Annotated in this window: 20 protein-coding genes and 1 other RNA gene; 7 read left to right on the top strand and 14 right to left on the bottom strand. The window is 42.4% G+C overall.

Translation table 11 applies throughout. The annotated features are described in order from the left end of the window. Positions 1-29 precede the first annotated feature (29 nt). Positions 30-352: RNase P RNA component (gene rnpB, locus ADU37_RS10860), an RNA gene on the top strand. Here the strand turns inward: rnpB and ADU37_RS08885 are convergent. The 3 genes from ADU37_RS08885 to priL are packed head-to-tail and all read right to left on the bottom strand — an operon-like array spanning position 349 to position 3,417. Further along, complete coding sequence (locus tag ADU37_RS08885) at positions 349-1,206, bottom strand: DMT family transporter (RefSeq protein ID WP_058947244.1); 858 nt, start codon at positions 1,204-1,206, stop codon at positions 349-351. The two genes, rnpB and ADU37_RS08885, sit on opposite strands and share 4 nt — an antisense overlap. Further along, entirely contained in the window at positions 1,203-2,237 is a 1,035-nt protein-coding gene (priS, locus tag ADU37_RS08890; protein ID WP_058947245.1) for a DNA primase catalytic subunit PriS, read from the bottom strand. Before priS ends, ADU37_RS08885 begins: the two co-directional genes overlap by 4 nt. Then, positions 2,221-3,417 carry a DNA primase large subunit PriL gene (priL, locus tag ADU37_RS08895; RefSeq protein WP_058947246.1) on the bottom strand — a complete coding sequence of 399 codons (1,197 nt, stop codon included), beginning with the start codon at positions 3,415-3,417 and terminating at the stop codon, positions 2,221-2,223. The genes priS and priL overlap by 17 nt, the downstream gene beginning before the upstream one ends. 201 nt (positions 3,418-3,618) lie before the next feature. Between priL and ADU37_RS08900 the strand changes: the two genes are divergently transcribed. From ADU37_RS08900 to ADU37_RS08915, 4 genes are all read left to right on the top strand, one after another. Continuing rightward, positions 3,619-4,368, top strand: a complete 750-nt coding sequence (locus tag ADU37_RS08900; RefSeq protein WP_058947247.1) for an ATPase domain-containing protein — start codon at positions 3,619-3,621, stop codon at positions 4,366-4,368. Between the two features lie 13 nt (positions 4,369-4,381). Then, positions 4,382-5,170 carry an RAD55 family ATPase gene (locus ADU37_RS08905; RefSeq protein ID WP_058947248.1) on the top strand — a complete coding sequence of 263 codons (789 nt, stop codon included), beginning with the start codon at positions 4,382-4,384 and terminating at the stop codon, positions 5,168-5,170. Between the two features lie 61 nt (positions 5,171-5,231). After that, complete coding sequence (locus ADU37_RS08910; protein WP_058947667.1) at positions 5,232-6,434, top strand: hypothetical protein; 1,203 nt, start codon at positions 5,232-5,234, stop codon at positions 6,432-6,434. Next, on the top strand, positions 6,413-7,564 hold the full coding sequence (locus ADU37_RS08915; RefSeq protein ID WP_058947249.1) for a tripartite tricarboxylate transporter permease: 1,152 nt from the start codon (positions 6,413-6,415) through the stop codon (positions 7,562-7,564). Before ADU37_RS08910 ends, ADU37_RS08915 begins: the two co-directional genes overlap by 22 nt. 20 nt (positions 7,565-7,584) lie before the next feature. Here ADU37_RS08915 and ADU37_RS08920 read toward each other — a convergent pair whose 3' ends face one another. Next, positions 7,585-7,899 carry a DUF5748 family protein gene (locus ADU37_RS08920; protein WP_058947250.1) on the bottom strand — a complete coding sequence of 105 codons (315 nt, stop codon included), beginning with the start codon at positions 7,897-7,899 and terminating at the stop codon, positions 7,585-7,587. Positions 7,900-7,973: 74 nt separating this feature from the next. On the opposite strand from ADU37_RS08920, the gene ADU37_RS08925 reads away from it, so the two are divergent. Next, positions 7,974-9,164 carry a class I SAM-dependent rRNA methyltransferase gene (locus ADU37_RS08925; protein ID WP_058947251.1) on the top strand — a complete coding sequence of 397 codons (1,191 nt, stop codon included), beginning with the start codon at positions 7,974-7,976 and terminating at the stop codon, positions 9,162-9,164. Positions 9,165-9,351: 187 nt separating this feature from the next. Here ADU37_RS08925 and ADU37_RS08930 read toward each other — a convergent pair whose 3' ends face one another. From ADU37_RS08930 to ADU37_RS08940, 4 genes are all read right to left on the bottom strand, one after another. Further along, complete coding sequence (locus tag ADU37_RS08930; protein WP_058947252.1) at positions 9,352-10,098, bottom strand: RlmF-related methyltransferase; 747 nt, start codon at positions 10,096-10,098, stop codon at positions 9,352-9,354. A 30-nt stretch (positions 10,099-10,128) separates the two neighbouring features. Next, a complete protein-coding gene (locus tag ADU37_RS11355) occupies positions 10,129-10,245 on the bottom strand; it encodes a serpin family protein (RefSeq protein WP_238981959.1) in 117 nt (38 codons plus the stop codon). A gap of 26 nt (positions 10,246-10,271) precedes the next feature. After that, complete coding sequence (locus ADU37_RS08935; RefSeq protein WP_394325712.1) at positions 10,272-11,534, bottom strand: M20 family metallo-hydrolase; 1,263 nt, start codon at positions 11,532-11,534, stop codon at positions 10,272-10,274. 79 nt (positions 11,535-11,613) lie between these two features. Then, the gene (locus ADU37_RS08940; RefSeq protein ID WP_058947253.1) at positions 11,614-13,500 is read right to left on the bottom strand and encodes an OPT family oligopeptide transporter; all 1,887 of its coding nucleotides are present in this window, start codon (positions 13,498-13,500) and stop codon (positions 11,614-11,616) included. Positions 13,501-13,730: 230 nt separating this feature from the next. Here ADU37_RS08940 and ADU37_RS08945 point away from each other — a divergent pair, with 230 nt between their 5' ends. Further along, complete coding sequence (locus ADU37_RS08945) at positions 13,731-14,546, top strand: MBL fold metallo-hydrolase (RefSeq protein WP_058947254.1); 816 nt, start codon at positions 13,731-13,733, stop codon at positions 14,544-14,546. Here the strand turns inward: ADU37_RS08945 and glmM are convergent. From glmM to ADU37_RS08975, 6 genes are read right to left on the bottom strand one after another with little or no spacing between them, the layout of a single operon-like run. Further along, positions 14,514-15,884 (bottom strand): phosphoglucosamine mutase, encoded by a 1,371-nt coding sequence (gene glmM, locus ADU37_RS08950; protein WP_058947255.1) that lies wholly within the window; start codon positions 15,882-15,884, stop codon positions 14,514-14,516. The two genes, ADU37_RS08945 and glmM, sit on opposite strands and share 33 nt — an antisense overlap. Before the next feature lie 30 nt (positions 15,885-15,914). Next, complete coding sequence (locus ADU37_RS08955) at positions 15,915-16,331, bottom strand: UPF0146 family protein (protein WP_058947669.1); 417 nt, start codon at positions 16,329-16,331, stop codon at positions 15,915-15,917. Between the two features lie 35 nt (positions 16,332-16,366). Beyond that, positions 16,367-17,485: an ABC transporter ATP-binding protein gene (locus ADU37_RS08960; RefSeq protein WP_144433250.1), complete on the bottom strand. Its 1,119-nt coding sequence runs from the start codon at positions 17,483-17,485 to the stop codon at positions 16,367-16,369. Between the two features lie 57 nt (positions 17,486-17,542). Then, complete coding sequence (locus ADU37_RS08965; RefSeq protein WP_058947257.1) at positions 17,543-20,851, bottom strand: glucodextranase DOMON-like domain-containing protein; 3,309 nt, start codon at positions 20,849-20,851, stop codon at positions 17,543-17,545. A 10-nt stretch (positions 20,852-20,861) separates the two neighbouring features. Further along, positions 20,862-22,202: an ABC transporter permease subunit gene (locus ADU37_RS08970; protein ID WP_058947258.1), complete on the bottom strand. Its 1,341-nt coding sequence runs from the start codon at positions 22,200-22,202 to the stop codon at positions 20,862-20,864. Next, positions 22,199-23,101 carry a carbohydrate ABC transporter permease gene (locus tag ADU37_RS08975; protein ID WP_058947259.1) on the bottom strand — a complete coding sequence of 301 codons (903 nt, stop codon included), beginning with the start codon at positions 23,099-23,101 and terminating at the stop codon, positions 22,199-22,201. The genes ADU37_RS08970 and ADU37_RS08975 overlap by 4 nt, the downstream gene beginning before the upstream one ends. Between the last annotated feature and the right edge of the window lie 44 nt (positions 23,102-23,145).

The raw sequence follows: 23,145 nt of genomic DNA on the forward strand, positions 1-23,145 counted from the left end.
TTATAATTTCTTTCTTTAATTTTAACACGGTGAGGGGGCAGGGACTGTCGGGTATTAAACCCGAGGAAGTTCCGCCCACCGCACCGGGACCGCGGTGCCGCAAGGCACCTCCCGGAAGGGAGGGCAACGGCGCAGAAACGACACGCCCTTCGGGAGATGTGGATGAAAGCGGTGAAGGTTCCCGGCGACGGGAGCCGAGTTAACCCGCAGACAATCCCGGGGGGAACGGTGAAACGGCCGTCCCGCGGGGTGCAAGGCCGAGAGAGGGGCAATGAGTTCCCGGTGTGAGCCCCGTGGTAGGCCGCTCAGTCGAATGTCCCTTACTACAGAAGGCGGGCTATAGCCCCCTCACCTCATTTTTAAATCCAAAATAGAAGCCATCAAAATTAGGATTCCTCCGATTATTGTTCTTAAAGTGGGCACTTCCCCAAGGATTAGCAGTGCATAGACAATCGCACTAAGAGGATCGATATAGCCCAAAAGAGCCGCTTCATTTGCTTCCACTTCCTTAAGACCATCCATGTAAATTAGAAGAGCAAATGCAGTATGAACTATCGCAATAATCCCAACAACAGATAAGGAGTAAGTAGAGGCCTCTAATCCATCAAAAACCACTACTAAAGGAAAAAGAACTAACATAGAAAAAAAGAGCTGAAAAAACGTTAAATACGAGCTTTCGATGTCCCTTAAGTATCTGCCCAAGATGGTTACACCGGCATAAAATAAAGCTCCTAAAAATGCAAAAGTTATTCCCAGAAAATCTTTACTTTTGAGGGAAATCTCTCCCTGAGTTCCTATTACAAAGGCTCCTAAAAAGGCTATTAAAATAAGAATAGCTCTTTTTATTGTTATCTCCTCTTTAAGAAATGTTGCGGACAGCATAACAACTATTACTGGAGCTAAATAATAAATGAGTGTTGCCTTCGCTATATCCGTGTACAAAACGGCCGAAAAGAAAAACACCCAGTTTAATCCGAGCACAGCTCCTAATAAAAATACCAAATGCACTTTGGGTTTTATTCTCGAGAACGCCTTTTTGATCCATCCAGAGTCATTAAGAGTATAGAAAAACAAAAAGATAATGCTACCTAGGAGCACTCTATAAAATGCCAACTTTAAGCCGCTCAGATTTGAATACCTAGCAAAAATTCCCACACTTCCCCATATAGCCATAGAGACTATTATTTTAACCCGTCCGGAGATCATAAATTGTCCTCCATACTCTCCTTCCATGCCTCGTAGGCTTCTTTGACTTCTTTTTCTCTAAACTTAGGAACGGCGTTTTTAAAGGGATCAAAGGACTCTAGATCTCTCTCACGGTTACCTATATATGTGGCAATGAGACCTACCTTTGAATGAAGAGAAGAAGGCAAACGAAAAATCCTCTTTACATCAACAGTTACCCTCCCATCAAAGTATGCTTTTGAAAATGTTGTAGATAAGCTAAACAATCTTAAAAGGGTCTTGTATCCAATTCCCTGTGGGAAGGCCGTCAATAGAGCTTTTCTTGCAAAATTCTCATAAATCTCATCCCTGTTCTCCATTATCATGCTGATTTGTTTCTTATTCAAACCAATGTTCCTCAAGTGATATTCAGAGATTCTCTTAATAAAATAACCGAACCTCAATCTAAAAACCCTATAATAACCCGAAGACAACAATATTTTTCTTTCCTGAATATCTTCGAAAGTAACTTCTTCAGCACTGGAAATATAGCTCAAAATCCTTTCTCTAGCTTTTGAATCTAACTCAAGTGCCCACTCATCTAAAACCCTAATATGATAACCTCTCCCAGAATAAACAACGTGGATGTTCTCAAATCCAAAGTCTTCTCTTAGAATAACGAGGGTATCTTTGGCTAATTCCTTGGCATCTTCAAGGCATATCGGACATACCATACCTGCTTCATGATTACACCTCTTCAAGGGAAGATCCTTTGCATCTATGTCAAAAACCAGTTCCGCCCCGAGCCAGCCACCCATATTTTTTGGATCACTATACAGTGCCACGCTGGAGTAGATTGAATAGGGAGCTGTAATTCTTACATAATCTTCCAGGTCTTTAACATCTTGAAATACATTTTTTCTGTCATTGGGGCCTTCACCGGTATGATCGAACCCAAACTCTCTACTTTCCAGGGTATCCAAAATAAACTTTGGAATTTTCTTTGAACTCCATTCCTCTGAGTAGTATTTTATCCTCTCCTCTTTGCTGACTTCCCTAAATAGAGTGCTCATTCTCTTCACCTTCACCTTTCTTTTTACTTAAATACAGTTTTCTCAGATAGTAAGTCAATGGATTTTTGATGTACCTGCAGTCTTTATCTGGCTTGCAGAGCTGAGGAGCACTAGAGCGTATTTTTTCACAATTAGGAGGGAAATACCACGTTGAATTTCCACTGTCCTCTAAACTCGGTTCCAGCGTATAGCCAAAACCCAAGTGATACCATATGTTCTTAATCTCATTTGGCTGATCCTGAAAGAGGGGCGGCTTACATCTATTGCCCGCTTGAATTATCAAGGGTAAAATTTCTTCCTTTATTACCTTTAGATCTTTAACGCAGTCTTTCACTTTAACGTCCCTCTTGGGAGGGTTAGGACATATTCGGGCATAGCTTAAGAAAGAGGTCAGTAATACTGTTATGGCATAGTTCCTCAATCCGCTTGGAACTCCACCCAAGGCTATTTTAACACATGGAGGAAAGAGATCAAAATGCAAAGGCTGAGCGGTGGTGTTGAATTTCTCAACCCTTTCTTTAAAGTATTCCCGGGCAAGCTCACTTAGCCTAGAATAAAGTTCCACGTAGTAGTGAGGTAAGTCTTCTCTGATATCATAAAGAATGTTAACAGCTTTTTCAAGGTTTTTCTCAAAGCTCTTCTTCCACAGCTCAATCACTTGCGCTCTGTTTAAATACACATACCCCTTTCTTATGTAAAAATCTTTAAGAGACCCTTCATTCAAGGAAAGGAATTCTTTTAGAGGTATCTTGTATTTGAGGATTATTTTATCCTTTTCTTCGGGGGGCAATTCTTCATGAAGAGTTTTCTCAATTATTGTCTTGTCCCTCTTCGGAATTTCATTCTCCGATGTTTTCTCCAAGGGAAGTGCAAGCTCCTCAAAGCTTTCCGACAATTCTATCTTCCTCAGATATATCTTTAAGTTTGCCTCTCTAACCAGTTCCATCTCCACCCCGTAGGGAGAAAATGCCAAAGCGCCTAAAAGAGCATAAAAGCTTATCAAATCCTTCCAATCATTCAAAGTTAGCAGATAATCTGGGATTCTACCGGTATTCACCCACCGAACTCTTTCTAGAGCCAGTTCCATGTCCAAATAGTTAGGGATAATCTCAAGTAGCTCGTTAATGGTATCAAATTCATTCAACAACTCCTGGGCCCGTCTCCCGAATGGATCCAACATTGGCTCACCTTTTAGAATACTATTCATTTCACAATAAAACTCTTTTGTTGGTAAATTATCGTAAAGGTTTATCAACTTGTTAGAAATTTTACAACATCACAGGCATACCCGGGCATGAATATCCAAAAACCTTATATTTTAAAGGGTAGTAAATTTAGTAGACGAATAAAGAGCGCAAAGTACGCTAAAGGGTGATTCATTATGGTAGACGATTTTTCTAGGAGGAGGGTGAAGAGTGGAATCCCAGGATTCGATGATTTAATTGGAGGGGGATTCCCCGAGGAATCAACCGTCCTTATCACAGGTAGCACTGGAACCGGAAAAACTACTTTTGTGGCCCAATATATATACAAAGGCGCAGAAGAATATGGAGAGCCGGGAGTCTTAGTAACCTTGGAAGAGAGAGCGAAAGACATCAGGAAAGAGATGGCACAGTTCGGATGGGACTTCAAAAAATACGAAAAGGAAGGATTAATAGCAGTTGTAGATGGTGTTAGCGCAATTTCTGGAATACCCTCTGAAGAAAGATTTGTTTTGGAAGATAGGATTAACGTGGATAACTTTTTGAGGTACATATACCGGGTTGTTAAGGCAATAAACGCGAAAAGACTTGCTATCGATTCTATTCCCTCCCTAGCCTTTAGACTTCAAGACGAGAGAGAAATTAGAGGAGTTCTCTTAAAGTTAAACACAATCCTTCTTGAAATGGGCGTCACAACACTCATAACCACAGAGGCTCCAGATCCAAAAGCTGGAAGAATAAGCAGATATGGAATAGAGGAGTATATCGCAAGGGGTGTTGTTATTCTCGATCTTCAAGAGAAAAATATAGAACTTAAACGTTATCTTCTCATCAGAAAGATGAGGGGAACCAGGCATTCTATGAGAAAATATCCCTTTGAGATAACTGATCGCGGAGTTGTTGTATATCCCAGTGGTGAAATTTACTGAAAAGGGAGGGGCCATGTTGAATATAGAGTTAGGTTTTTCCACCCAAGGGGAAATAGAAGAAAGAGTAGAACGAGTTCCCACGGGTATAATCGACCCCCTATTAATGGGGGGAATACCAAGGGGTAGTGTTGTTTTGTTAATTGGAGATCCAAAATCAGGTAAAACCACTTTTATAACCCAGTTTATGTATAATCAGCTTATCTCTGGGGCGAATGTTATAGGACTTCTCGTCGATGTTTCCAGATATGAATTCATAAGCAATGCACTAGATTTTGGATGGGGATTAATGGGATATTTAAACGATAAGCTCTATATCCTCGATGCATATACCCAAAGACTGCGTGGTGGGCCAAAATTCTCATTTACGGAGGAGGTAATACCAGATATTAGGGATACCTCTCAAGTAGTAGATATAATAAAAGATTTAACAACCAAGATAATTTTAGACAATCCCAACGTTGATAATCCCCCGGTAATTGGAACAGTTTCGTCCTTGACCCCCATGTTCTTTGAAGCTGAAAAGAGGCAGATATATAAGTTCCTGGAAGATCTGAAAGCATTCGCCCATAAAAACAAGCAAGTGTGGATAATAGAAATGAATTCAGGAGTGGAAGAACCCCACGTTGAAACAATAATCAAAGCGATAGTGGATGGAATCATAGAGATGAAGTTATTTGAGGAAGAAAAGACTTTGAGAAGGTATTTGAGAGTCTACGGGATGAGAAGAACACGTCATGTTCTTTCTTGGATTCCTTACGAAATAACAGAGAATGGAATCGTACTGCAGAGTCAAAGTTTGTAGGCACGATTTGAATACCCACCCTCCATAAAATTTTTTAACTTAGCATTTATTACTAATAATCATGATTAAACTAACAAAACTTGAAATAGTTTTAATAGCAGCCTCTCTTCTCTCTATCTTGTTACTTTACCTAATAGGAGTAGACGCCAGCGATCCAGTACCATTAGAAAAAGCAGAGAAAGGAAGTCTGGTGAACTTTACTGGTATTTGTGTCTATTCACAAGAGGGCTTTAGCGTTCTATACGATGGAAACGATACGATCATCCTATACGAGACTCTGAAAATTGACAAAAGTTACAGAGTCATAGGTAAACTTCTTGATGAATCAAAACGCACTGTAGAAGTCCTAAGGATAGAGGAATCCTCCAAAAGCACCTTGAAGCTAGAGTCTCTCGAAGGAGCATTCTGGAAAGACTCTTCGTGTTATCTTTTAACACCTCAGAGAATCAAACTAAGCAAGTGCTTAAATGTCACCAAAGGAGAAAAAGTCAAGGTTTATGGGCTTTTCTATGGAGACAGATTCCATGTTGTTGATTACATTCCTAAGGGGCTTTTGAAAATGCCTATAGATGGAATGCCCTTCAGAATTAAAGGAGTTGTAATTAGTAATGTAACCCCTATAACAATATGGAACGGAAGCGAAGAGATTAACGCATACTTGCCCTACAAAACCAAGCTGGAACTTGGCGATGAAGTTGAAATAACGGGAATTGCAAAGCTTTACTCCACACTCACTATCTATGCTAACTCTCCCAGCGATGTAAAAGTCATTGGAAAAGCAAAAACTGTGCCTGTTGGAAAAGAGACAATTGGGGAGATAGCACATGGGGTATGTCAGGTCACAAAAGATGGCATTGCCTTAGGCCTAAACTGTACAGAACTAAAATTGTATGGATTCCCGGCCAACTTTGGAGACATCATAGAGTTCTACAGCATAAGAAGAAAGAATTCCCTATACTGTATTAGGTGTATGATCAGAATTCCGAGAGAAGAACTCCCGAATTCAATCTGCAATCCAATCTCTGGCATTCCATTAAAAATACAGGGAAGAGTGACATGGATAAAAAGATACAAAAACGGATTTGGGCTCGCTAACGTTACCAACGAAAACTGCTGGATACTGGTTAAGTTACCCAAATCTCTCGGAGTCCATCCGGAAGTCAATGAAACACTTACAGCTTTTGGTTTCTATACTACATATCGAGGCGCACCTGCTTTTGAAATACCCTCGAGTGATGACGTATGCTTAGATGGGCCATGTTAGGTATTTTATTTGGTACAATAACAGGAATTACACCGGCTTTGCATGTCAACACCCTAGCTTCTATTGTTGGAAGTTTTCTGATTTCTACAGGAGACTTTTCGTATGTGGTACTCCTCTATTCAATGGGATTAACGCACACGTTCTTGGATGCATTTCCATCAACATTCTTTGGCATTCCAGAAGAAGAAACAGCAATAAGTGTTCTTCCAGCCCACAAACTTGCCCTTCAAGGCCGAGCTCTTGAAGTTATAAACATATCTTTAAAAGCGAGTCTTTTAGCTGCAATATTCTCTGTTATCCTAGCATTTCCCTACGCTTTATTGGCAAAATATTACACAACTTTTCTTGGGAAAGTTGCTGTGTTTTTACTGGCCCTCTTTCTCATAATCACAGAAAAAGGTATGAAACGGATATATGCCCTTCTAATTTTTATCCTTTCTGGAATATTTGGACTCGTTGTTGATAGGATTCCTCTTAGGGAGCCATATTTTCATGTTTTTGTTGGACTATTTGGAGTTCCTGCAATACTATTTTCCCTGAACAACAGTCAAAAGATTGAGATAGGGGATTCAAAAATTCAGATGCCAAAAAAGAAGTTTTTAAAGTTCTCATTTATTGGGACATTTTTTGGAATGCTGGCTTCTCTTCTACCGACCTTCACATCCTCTCAAGCTGCGCTCTTAGGGAGCTTTCTCTCAAAAGATGAACGTACATTTTTAACAATAGCATTCTCAGTCAACACATCAAATTTCATTTTCAGTCTCGTAAATTTTTACGCAACTGGAAAAACCAGAAACGGTATCTTAGTTTTAATTAAAGACCTTTACTATCCCCTAAGCTCTAAAGAGCTACTAATTCTGCTGCTTGTAACTATAATAACCAGCAATATTGCCAATCTCTACGGTGTAAGGCTTTCAAAGGTGCTTGGGAGAGCAATATCAAAAATCGACTACACAACACTAAATCGGGGGGTACTACTTTTTATAATAGCCGCATCTCTTTATTTCGACGGGCTGCTTGGATTAATGGTCCTTTTAACGGCCACACTAATAGGAGCCAGTGCCACCATTCTTAGAATAAAGCGAACAACCTGTATGGGCGTTTTAATGCTTAAAATAATGATAAGTTAAACCACAAAAAAGATAAAAAACTAAAGCTCTTCCCTCTTCCCCTTCAATATCCTCTGGAATTCATTGTAATCAGTAACAACCTTAACTCCTTCAAGTGTCTCGAAATATGCTTTCTTGATTTTAATCCTCCTAACATCAGTGTATTTCATCTCCGGAGGATCGTATGAACCGGGTTCAACAACTTCGTCTTCTATCACATACTTTTTGATGTCAGGTTCTCCTATATACTTCCAAACTTCATAAAAAACCTCTGGGGCTAAATGTATCTCCCCTTCCACCTCTGTATAGTCTGCTCCAATTGCATCCAGAAACTCTTTTATTACCTCTAAGTTCATAGAACTCACCCAATAGAATATATAGGGATCAATGGTTAAATACCTATCGCCTCAACTTTGGAAGGGTGAGAAAAATGGGTAAAGTGTATGTTGATGCTCAAGCCTACAGAGCAATTGAAAAAGGAGCAATGATTGTTTTTAAAAAAGGTGTGATAAGAACAGAAGGCGAGATTAAACCTGGGGACATAGTGGAGGTTTATTCTCGAGGAGGAAAATTCTTAGGAAAAGGATTTGCCAATCCAAACTCAAATATAATGGTTCGGCTAATTACAAAGGAGAGAGATGTAGAGATAAACAAAGACTTGTTCAAAGAACGTATAAGAAAGGCAAACGAGTACAGAAAAAAAGTTTTAGGGTATGACAAGGCATATAGGATGGTTTACGGAGAAGCAGACTATCTGCCGGGTTTGATTGTGGATAGATTTAACGATATAGCATCTCTCCAGATTTCAAGCGCTGGAATGGAACGGTTCAAGCTCGATGTTGCAGAAGCAATTCTTGAAGTAGAACCTGAAATCGAAACGGTTTTTGAGAAAAATACCGGAAGGTCAAGAAGAAGGGAAGGTTTACCGGAGATAGAGCGAGTCTTGCTTGGAAAAGAAAAATACCGCACGATTATTGAGGAAGGAAAGGCCAAGTTCATCGTGGATATGAGGGGTCAAAAAACTGGGTTCTTTTTGGATCAAAGGGAGAATAGAATTGCCTTGGAAAAGTACATCAAAGGCGGAGAGAAGGTGCTCGATGTGTTCACATACACAGGAGGTTTTGCAATTCATGCTGCAGTTGCAGGGGCAGAGAAGGTTATTGCAGTTGATAAGTCCCCATCGGCAATAGAACAAGCAAAAGAGAACGCCAAGCTTAACGGTGTTGAGGATAGGATGGAGTTTATTGTTGGTTCGGCATTTGAGGTTATGGAAAAACTGCAGAAAATGGGAGAAAAATTTGACATTGTAATCTTAGACCCTCCAGCCTTTGTGCAGCACGAGAAAGATCTTAAGAGAGGACTTAGAGCATATTTCAACGTAAACTATCAGGGATTAAAGCTGGTCAAGGATGGTGGTATATTGGTCACTGCCTCATGCTCCCAGCATGTTGATATGCAGATGTTTAAGGACATGATAATAGCCGCTGCAGCAAAAGCAGGGAAGTTTCTAAAACTCCTTGAGCCCTATAGAACCCAAGCACCAGACCATCCAATATTGATGGCCTCAAAAGATACCGAATACCTAAAATGTTTGTTCCTTTACGTGGAAGAAATGAAGTAACCGAAGGGACGATGAGGAGAAAGCACCTCCTCTGAGACCGGCGTGAGTGCTGAGACGCCCACGGTCTGAGTCCCTTCCTTTTGTTCATTTCGTTTACCAAAATTCTTTCATATTTGGTCATTCAAATGACCAAACGGCGCGGGTAATGGTGGAACTATCGAAAAACTCGATAACCCTTAGGGCCTTCTTAGGGCTTGTGTAGTATGAGGCTGTGCCTCCACCTCGTCCCGGCCTTAAATTTAACGTCCCTGACCGAGTAGCCGAGTTCCTCGCCCTTTTTGGCTATGGCATTTATCAATGCTTCCTTGTCCGGAAGGAAGAGGGCTACCTTTCCCCTCGGGTTGAGATATTCGAGTGCCTCCCCAATCAGCCTTACGGAGAAAGCCTCGCCGTGCTTTCCGCCGCCAACGCCTTCCCTCTCTGTTAAAACGCCCCTCGTTGGGGTCTCATAGTAGGGAGGTGCCGAGAATATCACATCGAATTTTTCTCCTTTTGGTATCAAACCCTCAATAATTTCCCCGTTGCTCTTTATCAGTTTTACTTTGGATTTGTTTTGCTCTATATTTCTCTTGGCGTACTCAAAAAACTCATCATCTACTTCAGTTGCCCATACATCACACTTAAAGAGTCTATCTGCCATGATCGCCATTAAGGCAGAATGTCCAGTTCCTATCTCCAGAACTTTTTCTCCACCCCTTAGGAAAGTCTTTAGGAAGATAAAACGAGAAATCGGAGTTGTGATAAGTCCTCTCGTGTGGTATTCGACTTCAATGCCAAAAACTGCCTTTGCAATTGCTTTGTTATATAACATTCTCGCCCTTCTATCCGATAAATCTAACCTGCCCTTTTCATCAAGGTATTTCTCAAGCTCGGGGAAGATTTTAATTGCCTCCCTAACCGGCAGTCCGAGTTTCCCATCTTTCCATGAAGGCATGGAAGAAAGTTGGAAAAAGTATTTAAAAGCTCACCCCTTTGGGTTTGCGAGTCTTCCCATAAAGAGTATTGTATCGCTTTCCCTGTCGTGAATAAGGAAGATGAACGGGTGATCAGCCTTGAAGATCTTCTCAATAGTTTCAACCACGGTTAAAGTTAAATGAAAAAAGAACGTCAGAGAAGCGCCAGAGCCGCCATGATCTTTGCGTCTTCCACCATGTTGTCTATTTTTGCATATTCGTTTGGCTGATGGGCGGTCTCGTCAAGCGTTGCCCATACAACAGCCGGAATACCAAGCTTTCTGAAGTAGGCTGCAAATGTCCCTCCTCCGATGCCTCCAATTTTGGGCTCCTTTCCTCTAAACTCCTTTATGGCCTTTTGCAAGAGCTTAACAATCTCGCTGTCCCTTGGAGTCGGAGCTGGGGCATCAAGCCTCTGCATAACCTCTATCTCAATCTTCGGCAGAACTTCACCATTAACCTCCTTCTTGTATTTCTCTCCAATTTTCCCAGCAAGCTCTTGAGCATCGTTTAGGATGTCATCCAAGTTATATTGGGGCAAGACCCTGCAATCAAAGACAACTTCATGCTCACCCGGAGCTATGTTGGGAGCATCGCTTGGGTTCCCGCCCATAGTTGGTTCGAAAGTGCTCTCCGGAGGATCAAAGAGCTCATCCCTTGCACTGTACTTCTCGTGAAGGAGATCATCAAGAGTTTTTGCGTACTCTAGGGCAACTCTATGAGCGTTTAATCCCAATCCCGGCATGCTCGCGTGGACCTGCTTTCCTTTGACCTTGATTTTCATCCAAAGAATGCTTTTCTCGGCGATTTCTATAAATGTTCCTTCTTCGTTCCCGCCGTCTGGAACTAGTACCAGGTCGTCTTTTCTGAACAGTTCTGGGTGTTCCTTCATTAACCATTCCAAACCGTACTTGCTCCCAGTCTCTTCGTCACTCACAAAGGCAAGGATTATTGTTCTTTTGGGCCTTATCCCAAGGTTCATCAAGGCTCTAACGGCATAGAGAGAAGCAACCAAACTCTGCCCATTATCCTCACTACCCCTGCCATAAACCTTACCATCCTTCACAACTGGCTCGAAAGGCTTCGTCACAGTCCACTTGCTCAAATCCCCTGGGGGAACAACGTCTAAATGAGTTAAAATCCAGAGCCTCGGGCTTTTTTCCCTTTGCTCACCATAATAGTATGCCAGAATGTTTGGCCTTACCCCATTTTTGGCCCTTGGGTCAGGGGCATCATAACGCTCAATCTTATCAAAAGGCCAGTCCTTGATTATCTCCAAGAGTTTTTGAGCCTTATCGTACTCCCCCTCACCCCCACTATCAGGACTAACCGCCGGAATCCTAATAAGCCCAACCAAAGTATCAACCATGTTTTCTCTTAGAGATTCAATCTCCTTAAAAATAACCTCCACATCCATTTGCATCACCATTTTGATTTTTAGTCTCTCCTTAAAGTAATTTTGCTTCAAAAACAATAAGCTAAAAAAAGAAAGAAGGTCATTCAACTTCTTTCTTTCCTGTGAGGTAGAGCCACACTGCTATAAGCACAAGGAAGGCTACTCCAAGGAAGTTACTGCTGAAGCCTATTGATGGTGCTTTGTTTGCAACTATCAGGCCAGCAAAGACTATGCCCATCAAAGCCTCTCCAGCTATCAGTCCAGCCGCTCCAAGTACCCCCGCATCTGTTGGCTTCTCCTCAGCCTTTGCCCCTCTTGTCTTTCCTACAAGCCATCTAAGGAGACCTCCAATGAAGATAGGAACGCCCAAGCTCAACGGGAGGTAGATACCTACTGCCACGGGCATTACCGGTGTTCTGAACTTTGAATTTTTCATTGCCAAAATCTCGTCAAGAATTATTAGGGCTATGGCAATTCCCACACCGATAAAGACCATGTTCCACTCCAGTGTTCCAGTAAATACCCCCTCCGTAACTTTTGCCATAAGAAATGCCTGTGGAGCAGCCAATGCATTCTCCTTAGCCGTTGGTGTTCCGGCAATACCGTAGGCTTTTATGAGTAGATTCAGCACGGGAGCCATTACTAACGCCGCTGCAAAAGTTCCTATTACCTCAAAGACCTGCTGCCTCTTTGGAGTGGCTCCAACAATGTGTCCCGTTGCCAGATCTTGCATTGTGTCTCCAGCAATAGCCGCCGCTGTACAGATAACAGCCGCTACCAATATCGTTGCTGTCATGCCCTCTGTTCCACTGAGTCCAAGGCCTTTAAGAACCAATGCCGTGAAAAGCAGGCTCATGATTGTAATACCCGACACTGGATTGTTTGATGAACCAACAACACCGGCCAAGTAACCAGCAATTGAACTCCCAAAGAAGCCCACGATAAGCATTATTAATGCCATAACTGCCGCTACACCAATGGAGTTAATTATGTGGGCATATAGAAGGAACAATGGAACGACAAAGGCTGCAATAAGCACCAATACTGTGGTCATTGGCATGTCCTCTTCAGTTCTTAGGATTGTTTCACCGCTTTGCTTTCTCTTGGTAGCCTCAAGTCCAGCTTTTATACCCCTCGAAATTGGACCTCTAAGCTTTACAAGGCTCCAGAGACCACCAACGACCATTGCCCCTACTCCCATGTACCTTATTTTTGTACTCCAAGTGACCCACGCAAGGTCTAGAGCGCTGAGCCCATCCGGATTGCCCGTTTTGGCAACGTAGATTGGTATTGCTATAAACCACGCAATTGCACCACCGAGGAACACGAGAAAGGCTATGTTGAGACCAACAATGTAACCAACGCTAAGCAGAGCCGCTGAAAGGTCACTTCCCAAGTAAAGTACCCTTGAACCAACCATCTTGGCTGTCTCAATAGTTCCTGCCCAAAGACCTGAGCTCCCCAAGAGCTTGTAGAGGCCACCGAAGATACCACCCACAAATATAGGTTTTGCGTGAGAACCTCCCTTATCACCGGCAATAAGAACCTCGGCACATGCTGTACCCTCTGGGTATGGAAGTCTCTCTTCAACAATGAAAGCCCTTCTTATCACTATTGTGAAAAGGGCACCCAGTGAACCACCCAATGCCGCTATGATAGTTACAAGCCAGTACGGAAATTCAGTGTAAGTACCTAAAACAACCAAAGCCGGGAGTGTGAATATAACACCTGCCGCTAATGACTCACCTGCAGATGCTGCTGTTTGAACCATATTGTTTTCGAGAATGTTTTTGTCTTTAAATGCCATCAATATAGCCATAGATATGACCGCAGCCGGAATGCTGGCACTAACTGTCATACCGGCATACATACCAAGGTATGCGTTTGCAGCACCCATTATTATTGAGAGCACCACACCTAAAATAAACGCTCTAACAGTATACTCAGGTAAAGATTTTTCCGGCGGGACGTATGGCTTAAACTCCAAATTCAACACCTCCAAGACGTTTTTGGCATTTTAATTCCATTAATTCATAACTAATTCAGTGTTAAGTTTAGTCACAATAATGCTCTAAAAATAGTATAAATGATACTTCAAGTTCATCAACGCCCAGTGTATGGAAATTTGTTCATCAAATTTCTATCGGGATTGTCCATAGAGCTTATATACACATTTACTCCTACTATCAATATCGCTAAAAAGCGGAGGGAGGGAAATTGGTAGAGATAATCTTTTTGGGAAGTGGAGGCGGGAGATTCATCACAATAACACAGTTTCGACCTACCGGCGGTTTTTTTATAAATTCGAGTAAAAGGATATACGTAGACCCAGGGCCTGGAGCGTTGGTTAGAGCATGGAGGTACAAGATAGATCCAAGAAAGATAGACGTACTCTTTGTTTCTCATCGACACACAGACCACTGTAACGATGCCGAAATTATGGTGGAAGGAATGACAGTCGGAGTTACAAAAAAACGGGGCACGCTTATAGCCTCAAAGAGCGTAGTTTACGGAGACGAGAATCACACCCCCGCAGTATCCAAGTATCACTTAGATTCACTAGAAGAAGTTCACATTCCTAATCCGGGAGAAAGGATCCGGCTTGGAGAGGATGAAATGACAATAACCCCCACCGTGCATTCAGACCCTACTGCAATAGGCTTTATATTGGAAACAAGTGTCGGAAAAATAGGGTACATCCCGGACACGGAGTATTTTGAGGAGCTGAAAAAAATATACGATGGCGTTAGGCTATTGATAGCCTCGGTAACAAGGCCAACAAATATGAAAATTCCCTACCATCTCTGCACTGAAGATGTAATCTACATGCTGAAAGATATGAAACAAAAACCAGAAATGCTCATAGTTAGTCATATAGGCATGAAAATGCATTTTGCAAACCCATATAAAGAGGCCAAGTTCATAGAAAACGTGACAGGAGTAAAGACTTTGGTTGCAAAAGAGGGATTTAAAGTTAAAATGGAAAAAGCTGATATAAAGCTAAGAACTCTCAGACCTGCCAGAGAACTCTGAGACTAGTCCAGTAACCAAGTTATAAGCCAAAGTGAACAGCTCTTCCCTCCTTTTTTCTGTGATTCCTTCCACAACGACCCTTATTTTTGGCTCGGTTCCACTTGCTCTTACCAGTACCCAAGAACCATCTCTGAGGTTTAACCTTACACCAGAAATCGTTATAACCTCTTCAATTTGGTCTTTCAAGTATTCTTGCAACTGCTCTTTTGCCTTCTCAACAACTTGATGTTTTATCTCCTCTGGGCACTTCACGTTCTTTTTAATCATGTAATATTTCGGAATGTCCTTGACTATCTCCGAAAGCGGTTTCCCTTCTTGGTCTATTATTTTTACCAACAGCCCAATTGTAACAAAGCTGTCAATCCACAGTCCAAACTTGGGATGGATGAACTTCCATGGTTCTGAGGCAAAGATCGCATTGTATTTCTTTATTCCATCATGAAGTTGTCCCAATGGGACTCTGTATACTTTTCCACCCTCTTCTTCGACAACTTTATCGATTCTGAAGGAGGTATCTATTGAAACTACAACGTTTCCTCCTTTATGTTCTCTGGCATAAAGCCTCGCAAAAAGTGCTATCAAAGTGTCTTCCTCTATATAGTTGCCCTTTTCATCAAACACAGCAATTCTATCGGCATCACCATCTTGAGCTATCGCAATATCAAATCCCAGTTCCCTTACAAGGTTGCTTAAATATGCTATATTCTCATACCTAGGCTCAGATTTTCTGCCCGGAAAGTATCCGTCCGGATGAGAATTTAACGTCACAACTTTCGCTCCCATCTTTCTCAATAGATAGGGAGTTATTAAACTACCAGCACCATTTCCCATATCCAAGAGAATTTTCAGTTTGGTCTCGTGATTTACATAGTCCAATATTTCCTTAATATACTGCTCTCTTAGGTCTAAGTCTTTTACATCCCCAATTTTATCCCACGGGGCAACTTTATAGCTTTTGGAGAAAATTATTTTTTCCAGTTCCTCTTCCTGCTCCAAAAAGAACTCTATTCCTCTCTCATTGAACACCTTGATGCCATTATCACTGGGTGGGTTGTGAGAGGCCGTTATCATCACGCCAGCATCTCCAAGCTTATTTGTAGCCCATGCAAGCATTGGAGTTGGAACAAGCCCAATCCTAACAACATCCACACCACTACTCAGCAAGCCACTTACGACAGCACTTTCGAGCATTACACTTGAGGTTCTTGCATCTCTTCCTACAACAACCGTGCCATGGTCGATATAAGTACCAAGAGCCTTCCCAACATTTAAAGCGAGCTCTGGAGTAACTTTTGAATTAATAGGTCCCCTAATTCCCGCAGTCCCAAACAGTCTCATCCTATCACCACACGAATCTTAGGAGTTAGCTTATATATCTTTTTCATAGGGTCTCCAAGTGTAAATGGGCAATCCCTTATAATTCTCAAGCTTCAAAATTCTAGGCATGGAATCAAGAGAAAACGGTAAGATATACACAGGAATTTTAAGTAATTGGGCTAGTTTTAAAATTGGTTTAACAATCTCCGGGGTTGGACGAACGGAATATATGGCAACGGCACCTCTGTATATCTCCAAATTTGGTGAAAAGACATCATCAACATAAGCTTCCAAGCCAAGTTCTTTAGCCTTTTTAACTGCCTCTGGATTCCAGTCTACAACTAAAACCTCTTTTCCAAGGTCTTTTAACTTTAGGGATACTTTAAAGTTGAACCCAACCCCTATTTCAACTAATTTCCCCTCTGGATGCCTTTCAATTAGAAACATGGCAAGTTTCTCAAAGCTCATGAAAAATACAAGAAAAAGAGAAGTTAAAAAGTTTTTCAAAATATTGCTTTTCCTGTGGTTTTGTTGAAGATGTGGATTTTTTTCATGTCGAATACAACGTCGATTTCTTGGCCTTCTTGGACTTTGGATTCTGGCTTGAAGGAGCCGACGAAAGTCACATCTCCAACGCGCAAATGCACGATTTTTTCGCTTCCAAGATTCTCCACAATCTCGACCATTGCACGAACCATATTCTCCCCAGGAATCTTCACCTGAGCAAACATTGCATCATACAAATCCTCCGGACGAATACCGAAAATCACCTCCCTGCCGACGAGGTTCTTTTCCCTCAACAACTCAAACTGATCCGGAAGAAGCTTCAACCTGAACTCCCCAAAATCCACAAACCCATCCTCAGTAACACTAGCATCCAAAAAATTCATCGGCGGGCTTCCAATAAAACCAGCCACAAAAGTATTCGCAGGCTTATCATAAACCTCATCCGGCGAACCAACCTGCTGCAAAACACCCTGATTCATCACAGCAATCCTATCACCCATCGTCATAGCCTCAACCTGATCATGCGTCACATAAATAGTCGTCACACCAAGCTGCCTCTGCAACTTCTTCAACTCAGCCCTCATCTTAACCCTCAACTTAGCATCCAAATTACTCAACGGCTCATCCATCAAAAACACCTGAGGCCTCCTAACAATAGCCCTACCAAGAGCAACACGCTGCCTCTGACCACCAGACAACTCCCTCGGCTTCCTACCCAAAAGCTCCGTCAAACCGAGAAGCTCAGCAACCTCCCTAACACGCCGATCAATCTCCACCCTCGGAACCCTCCTAAGCTTCAACGGAAAAGCAATATTATCATAAACAGTCATATGCGGGTAAAGAGCATAGCTTTGGAAGACCATCGCAATATCCCTATCCTTCGGAGGCACAAAAACCCCCTTTTCCGGGTCTGCGACAAGCTTATCACCAATATAAATCCGCCCCCTCGTCGGCTCCTCCAAACCAGCAATCATCCTGAGCGTTGTTGTTTTCCCACAACCACTCGGGCCCAAAAGAATCATAAACTCCCCATCCCTAACCTCCAAACTCAACTCCCTAACAGCAACAACATCACCAAACACCTTCCAAACACCCACAAGCCTAACACCAACCACAAAAATCACCCCCATGATTTCAATTTTTATTATCTAATAAATAGAAAAAAGGAAAGCTCACCTCCTCTTTTTTCTCAGGAGTAGTGGGATTAGTGTTAGTCCTACGAGGGCTGCTGGTCCGCAGATTCCTCCGGTTGCCGTCGGGCTCGGAGAGCTTGTTGGACTTGGTGAAGAAGTCGGACTTGGAGAGCTTGTTGAACTTGGAGATACGGTTGAAGAAGTTTCACTTGGTGTTGGACTTTCAGTCTCAGTGGGGGTCTCGGTTTCACTTGGCTTTTCTTCAACTCCGAACAGAGGTATCATCTTTACTATTGCTCTCTTTCCGTTCTCTGAGTCATAACTGCTTAATTGTTCCTCTTGTGTTGGTTTAAAGCCCTCTGGAATTAAGAGATCATAAACCCTTGGCGCTACACCGGCAATAACAGCATCAGCTGGAGCTCCGCCACCCTTCCACTCTTCTGCATCAACTGCAACAGGTCTCCACTTATCAGGTCCATAACCATCTTGGGAGCCCACTAATATCGCTCCATATAGCCCATAGTCTTTGCTAATCTCAAGATACTTCTTTGGAACCTCCACTACAATTGCATTCTTAACAGGATCAGCTGAGATTTTCATTTCTCCCTGATAGCTTGTTCCATCCGGGAGAACAATTATGTTCCCATAGTCCCAACCCGCTATTCTAATCGCCAAATCCCACGGGTGTTCTGGATCAAGGTCTACGTTGCTTCCGGGCCCATCAGGGAACATTTTAATCGCTGATGTATTCCCTCCCTCTTTGAAATCAAAGTATGCCTCAATTATCTGCAAACTGAAGCCATTTGGCCCATTCCATGGGTTATCCCCAAGATCCTTGAAGTAGTACTCAAAGACGTATGAACTTGGCTTTTCGAGGATTCTCACCTTAAGCAAGTCTAGGTGTCCGGGAACGAAAACCTTGTTGGTGGCATAGGTATAAGTTCCGGAACCATGGTCATCCCCTTCAACGTCCTTGATCTCTGCAACAACAATCCCCTCAACCTGCTTTGGAAGTTTTACTTCTATCGGGGTCGTTATTATTTCAAGCTCTCCTTGATCATTGACAGTAGAGACAGCGAAGTAGAAGTCAGAGGGACTGTCCAGGTAGTCAAACGGAACGATAACCTCAACTCCTCCGTTGGTTTCTTTTACATCTACTTCTCCAACTTTTTCGCTGTTTTCATAGTCTGTTGCCTTGTAAACCTCTGCTTTGCCTCCTTTCACAACTATATGTTTGGTTATCATAAGACCAACACTATCTTTGCTGAATGGGAAGATATCGTATCTTAGTTGACTTGGTTTGGTCTGGAGAAGAGTAAATGTGTTGCCCACGACCTTTTCGGGCTCAAAGATGCTTATTTCGAACTCTTTTGTAGTTTTAATGATAAAATGTAATCCCTGCTCATCAAAGTAGAGTTCTATTACTTCAGCAAGGGGTGATAAGCTCGACCAGCTCTTTTTCTCCCCTTCTGGTAATCCTGTGAGCTCTCTTATTGCATACGGCTCTCCATTGGGGAAATAGTTTCCAAAGAGATAGCTCGGAATTTCCAGCCCAGCGAACTTATACATCTCATAGAGGTACGTCTTGAGATAGCGATCAAATGTATAATCCTGCCCGCTGTCCTGATCACTTCCATACCACCAGAACCAGTCGCTTGCCTCTGCCCTTAGGAGATATTCGTATGCAGTGTCCCAGTTAGTAACCTTATCCTTGTTCTCGAATAATGCCTTTCTTCCCAAGTAGAGCCAGTACCATCCCAAGTTCTCTTGGGGCTCACCAATCCATGTCGAAAGTGTTCCATCAATCCAGCTGGATTCTGGCCATTGCATATTCTCTTCAACACCAGCCATGTCATAAAGCTCGCCGAGGCTTTGAGCTTTTAATAGGGCATTAACTCTCTCTTCTTTTGTGAAATCAAGCCTCTTCATAAGCTTTGGAGTGAGTTTGTTGGCTTTATCTCCATACATCTGGATGTATTCACTGGGAGTTACCGTCCTTATCAAGCCCTGCTTTTGAAGTTCGGTAAGCTTCTTGTACAGCTCCTCAAGGAATATCTTACCATCAAACGGGTAGTGTTCCCATGGGTTCTCCCCATCGAGGGTTACCACATAAACAAGGCTTCCATCGTAGTTCTCTCTTTGTATCTTGAGAAGCTCATTAACGAAGTCTTCAACCGCCTCGTACTGGTTCATTCCTGAATACCTAAACCCCACCCTATCGCTCAAGTCGTGATTCCTTGGGAAGAGATAGATTTTCTTGCCGTTAAATTCAGCCACCCAAGGTTTATAGTAATTCTCAACTGTGTTGGGAATTCCAAGAATGTTAAGAACCATCTGATCAGTCATTACCCACTTCCATCCATTGTTAGCTAATATCTCAAGGGTCTTATCGTTTAAAGCACTCTCCGCAGCCCATCCTCCTTGAGGTTCAACTCTGTTATCTCCCAAATACTTTTTGTAGAGCTCGTGGGCTTTCTTTACGTGGGCATCAAAATCCTCGTACCATCCAAAGTCGTTGAGCAGTGGACCAATTGGATGGGCATATGGCACTACGGTAACTTCAACATTTCCGTTTCCAAGGAGGTAGTTTATCTTCTCATGTTCTTCAAACGTGTGATTTAGAAGCCACATCTGGTGTTTTAAGACAATTGCTACATCTTCCCTGGTGTACCCGCCAACATTAACTTTGTCGTAAAGTGCCTTAAGCTCTGGAGTGTTGATTATGTAGTTATAGTCGGTCCAAGCCAAGTTGAACAAGACAGCTAAGTCAATGTAATCCTGCTCCGTGAATTCAGCCGTTATTTTCACTTTCTGCTCATTTAAAGGTAAGTTTGCATACTTTTTAAACGCATTATTCCTCTTCTCCTTGAGCTCTGTATATCTTCCCCATTGTTTCCTGTAAGGGTTGCCGTTTTCATCTGCAACAGGTTCTCCATTCCAAGGTATGGTATGATCAAAAAAGCCTCCTGGAGCCTGAAGCATGAACCATTTGTCTTCGAGTGTTAGCGGTTCCCCGTTTGCTATTTTCTCCGTGACTATCTGATAGGTATCCTTTTTACCGTTCATGTAATCGGCAAGCTGGGCAATCAAAGAACCCGACAAATCTATAGCAACATGAACATCTTGGTATTTGCTGAGATAGTTTGCCATCTTCCAGTAATTGTTGGCTGCATGCAGCCTAACCCAAGGTCTGGTATAAATATCTTGAATTGGATCGTAGTAGTACGGTTGGTGCTGATGCCACACAATAATAACGTTCAATGGCTTTGGCTCTTCTGCCTTAACTCCCACTTCAGCAATGCTCAAGGCAACTAAAAATATGAAAAACATTGCCAAACCTTTTTTCATTTCTATCACCTCATTCCTTTAATCCTCCAAGAGTAAGCCCACTTCTTACATAGTTTTGAGCCAAGAGGAACATTATAAACACGGGTAATGCGAATACCAACGCGGCCGCGGCAAATTGGTTCCATGAGATGGATCTCAGGTTCGCAAGCATTGTGTACAGCCATACAGTTAGAGGATAGTTCTCTTGGTTAAGGAGCAAGTTAGCGAGTATAAGCTCTGTCCAACCTCCGATGAATGCAAATATTGCCACTGTTGCCAATCCGGGAAGAGCCATTGGAATAAGCACGTGCCTTATAATCTGCAAATAGTTTGCCCCATCTACCAACGCCGCTTCATCAAAATCCGGGGGGATTGAATCAAGGTAGGACTTCAAGAGCCATGTGTTAAAGGGCACTCCGCCAGCGGCGTAGATTACTGGCAAAACAAAGATGTTATTGGTCAAGTGGAGTTTCACCAACATACCGTACAATGCAACCAATCCCGCTATCCCCAGTCCTCCAGCGACCTGAGTGAACATCAAGTAAAAGTATAGGACGTGTTCTCTCCCAAAGAACTTAAGTCTTGAAAATGCATACGCAGAGGGTATCACAAACAAGAGCGTCAAGATAACGGTGAGACTGGCTATCAGTAGACTTCTCTTCATGTAATCTGGGACTTCTCCACCTACTTTTGCTAAGCGAATAAATGCAAAGTTAGTCGCGGTGAATGTTGCCTCCTCAGCTGTTATTATTCCCCCCTCTTTTATCTCCATTTCCACGCTCTGGGCTTCATAGGTGTTTTCATTGATTTTGGTGAATTTTGAAAGATCTAAAGGTACTTCATTGGAACTGACAGTTATTATCACCTTTTGTGCAGATACTTTAAGGTTCTTAACACCGCCGGTACTTTCAATCCGATTGGCATTTAGTTTTATCGATTCACCTCCGACAATAATTTGAGTCCCATCGGGTTCTTGTCTCTCCTCCCCACCCTTTCTCTCGAGTATTTCTGTATCTATCAAGGTGAACCTACTCGAATAGCTTCCTACAATCCTGGCCTCATGAAGTTCTATCTCATATCTGTTTAAGGAATCCTTTATAATTCCTTGTTTAGCATTTATCTCAAAGTTTGTTGTTTTTATCAGCCCCTCCGTATGACCAAAAAGCAGATCGCGGTAATTGGAGAAAGTCACTTTATCCGGAATTAGGTCAATTTCAGTAGTGGCAAGAGTTCCCGAAGGCTTAACAGAGAGCATTGCCATATAATAGACTGGGAAGAGCAGAATTGCCAAAACAAAAAGTGCCAGTAAAGTAAGCGCAAATGACTTCAATAGCTCATCTTTCCGTTTGGGTAGTTCAACTTTAAGTTTCATCCCTTAACACCCTCCTGCAGTCTTGTTACCCTCATGTTAACGAACATATAAACTGCAAGGACTATTGTTGCTATAAGCAAAATGGCTGCCGCTCTTCCGTAGTGGGGAACTGAACTGCCGAAAGCTTTTCTATATCCATAAAGGAGCAGAAATCTGTCTTCAAAAAGACCTGCGTTGTAAATGAAGGGGACAAGGAAGTACTGAAAGCTTGCCGCGGAAGTTAGAATTGTGGCAAAAGCAATAGGCTTGCTGACAATCGGGATAACCACCTTTGTCAATCTCTGCCAGTAGCTTGCCCCATCAATAATCGCTGCCTCAATGAGTGTATCCGGAACACTCTGAAGGGCTGAGGTTATTACCGTCATCATAAACGGATATGCAAGCCACACTTCAATTACGTTTAAAGCAACAAAGCCCCAAGTTACACTCGTCATCCAGTCTGGTGGGTTCGTTATCCCCAAGTTCCTCAACATTATGTTAACCGGGCCAACAACAGGATCAAACATAAAGCGCCATACCATCACGGAAAAAAGCAATGGCAGTGCCCATGGAATTATCAAAAGGGCTCTATAAAAGAATTTGCCCTTTACGTACTTGTTATTATACAGAACACTCAAAAGAATTCCAACAACTACCTTCAAAGTAACACTCGTTGCCACAAAAATCCAAGTCCACACAAAAGCGGATCTGAACTTTGGATCACTTAACGCCCATCTAAAGTTTTCCAACCCAACAAACCTCAACGGCTCTGCGGTGGGAGCCTGTATTGGAAAATTACCCAACTTGGCATTTGTGAACGCAATATAAATGGAGTATAAGATTGGATAGATGTTAAAAAACAAGAACGCTACCATGCCGGGTAATATTAAAGCGAGAGCGGCCATTGTTTTTTTGTCCATCTACTCACACCTCCAAGAATTAAAAAGTGTAGAAAGAAAAAGAA

The sequence above is a fragment of the Thermococcus sp. 2319x1 genome (assembly GCF_001484685.1).
Lineage (GTDB): Archaea > Methanobacteriota_B > Thermococci > Thermococcales > Thermococcaceae > Thermococcus_A.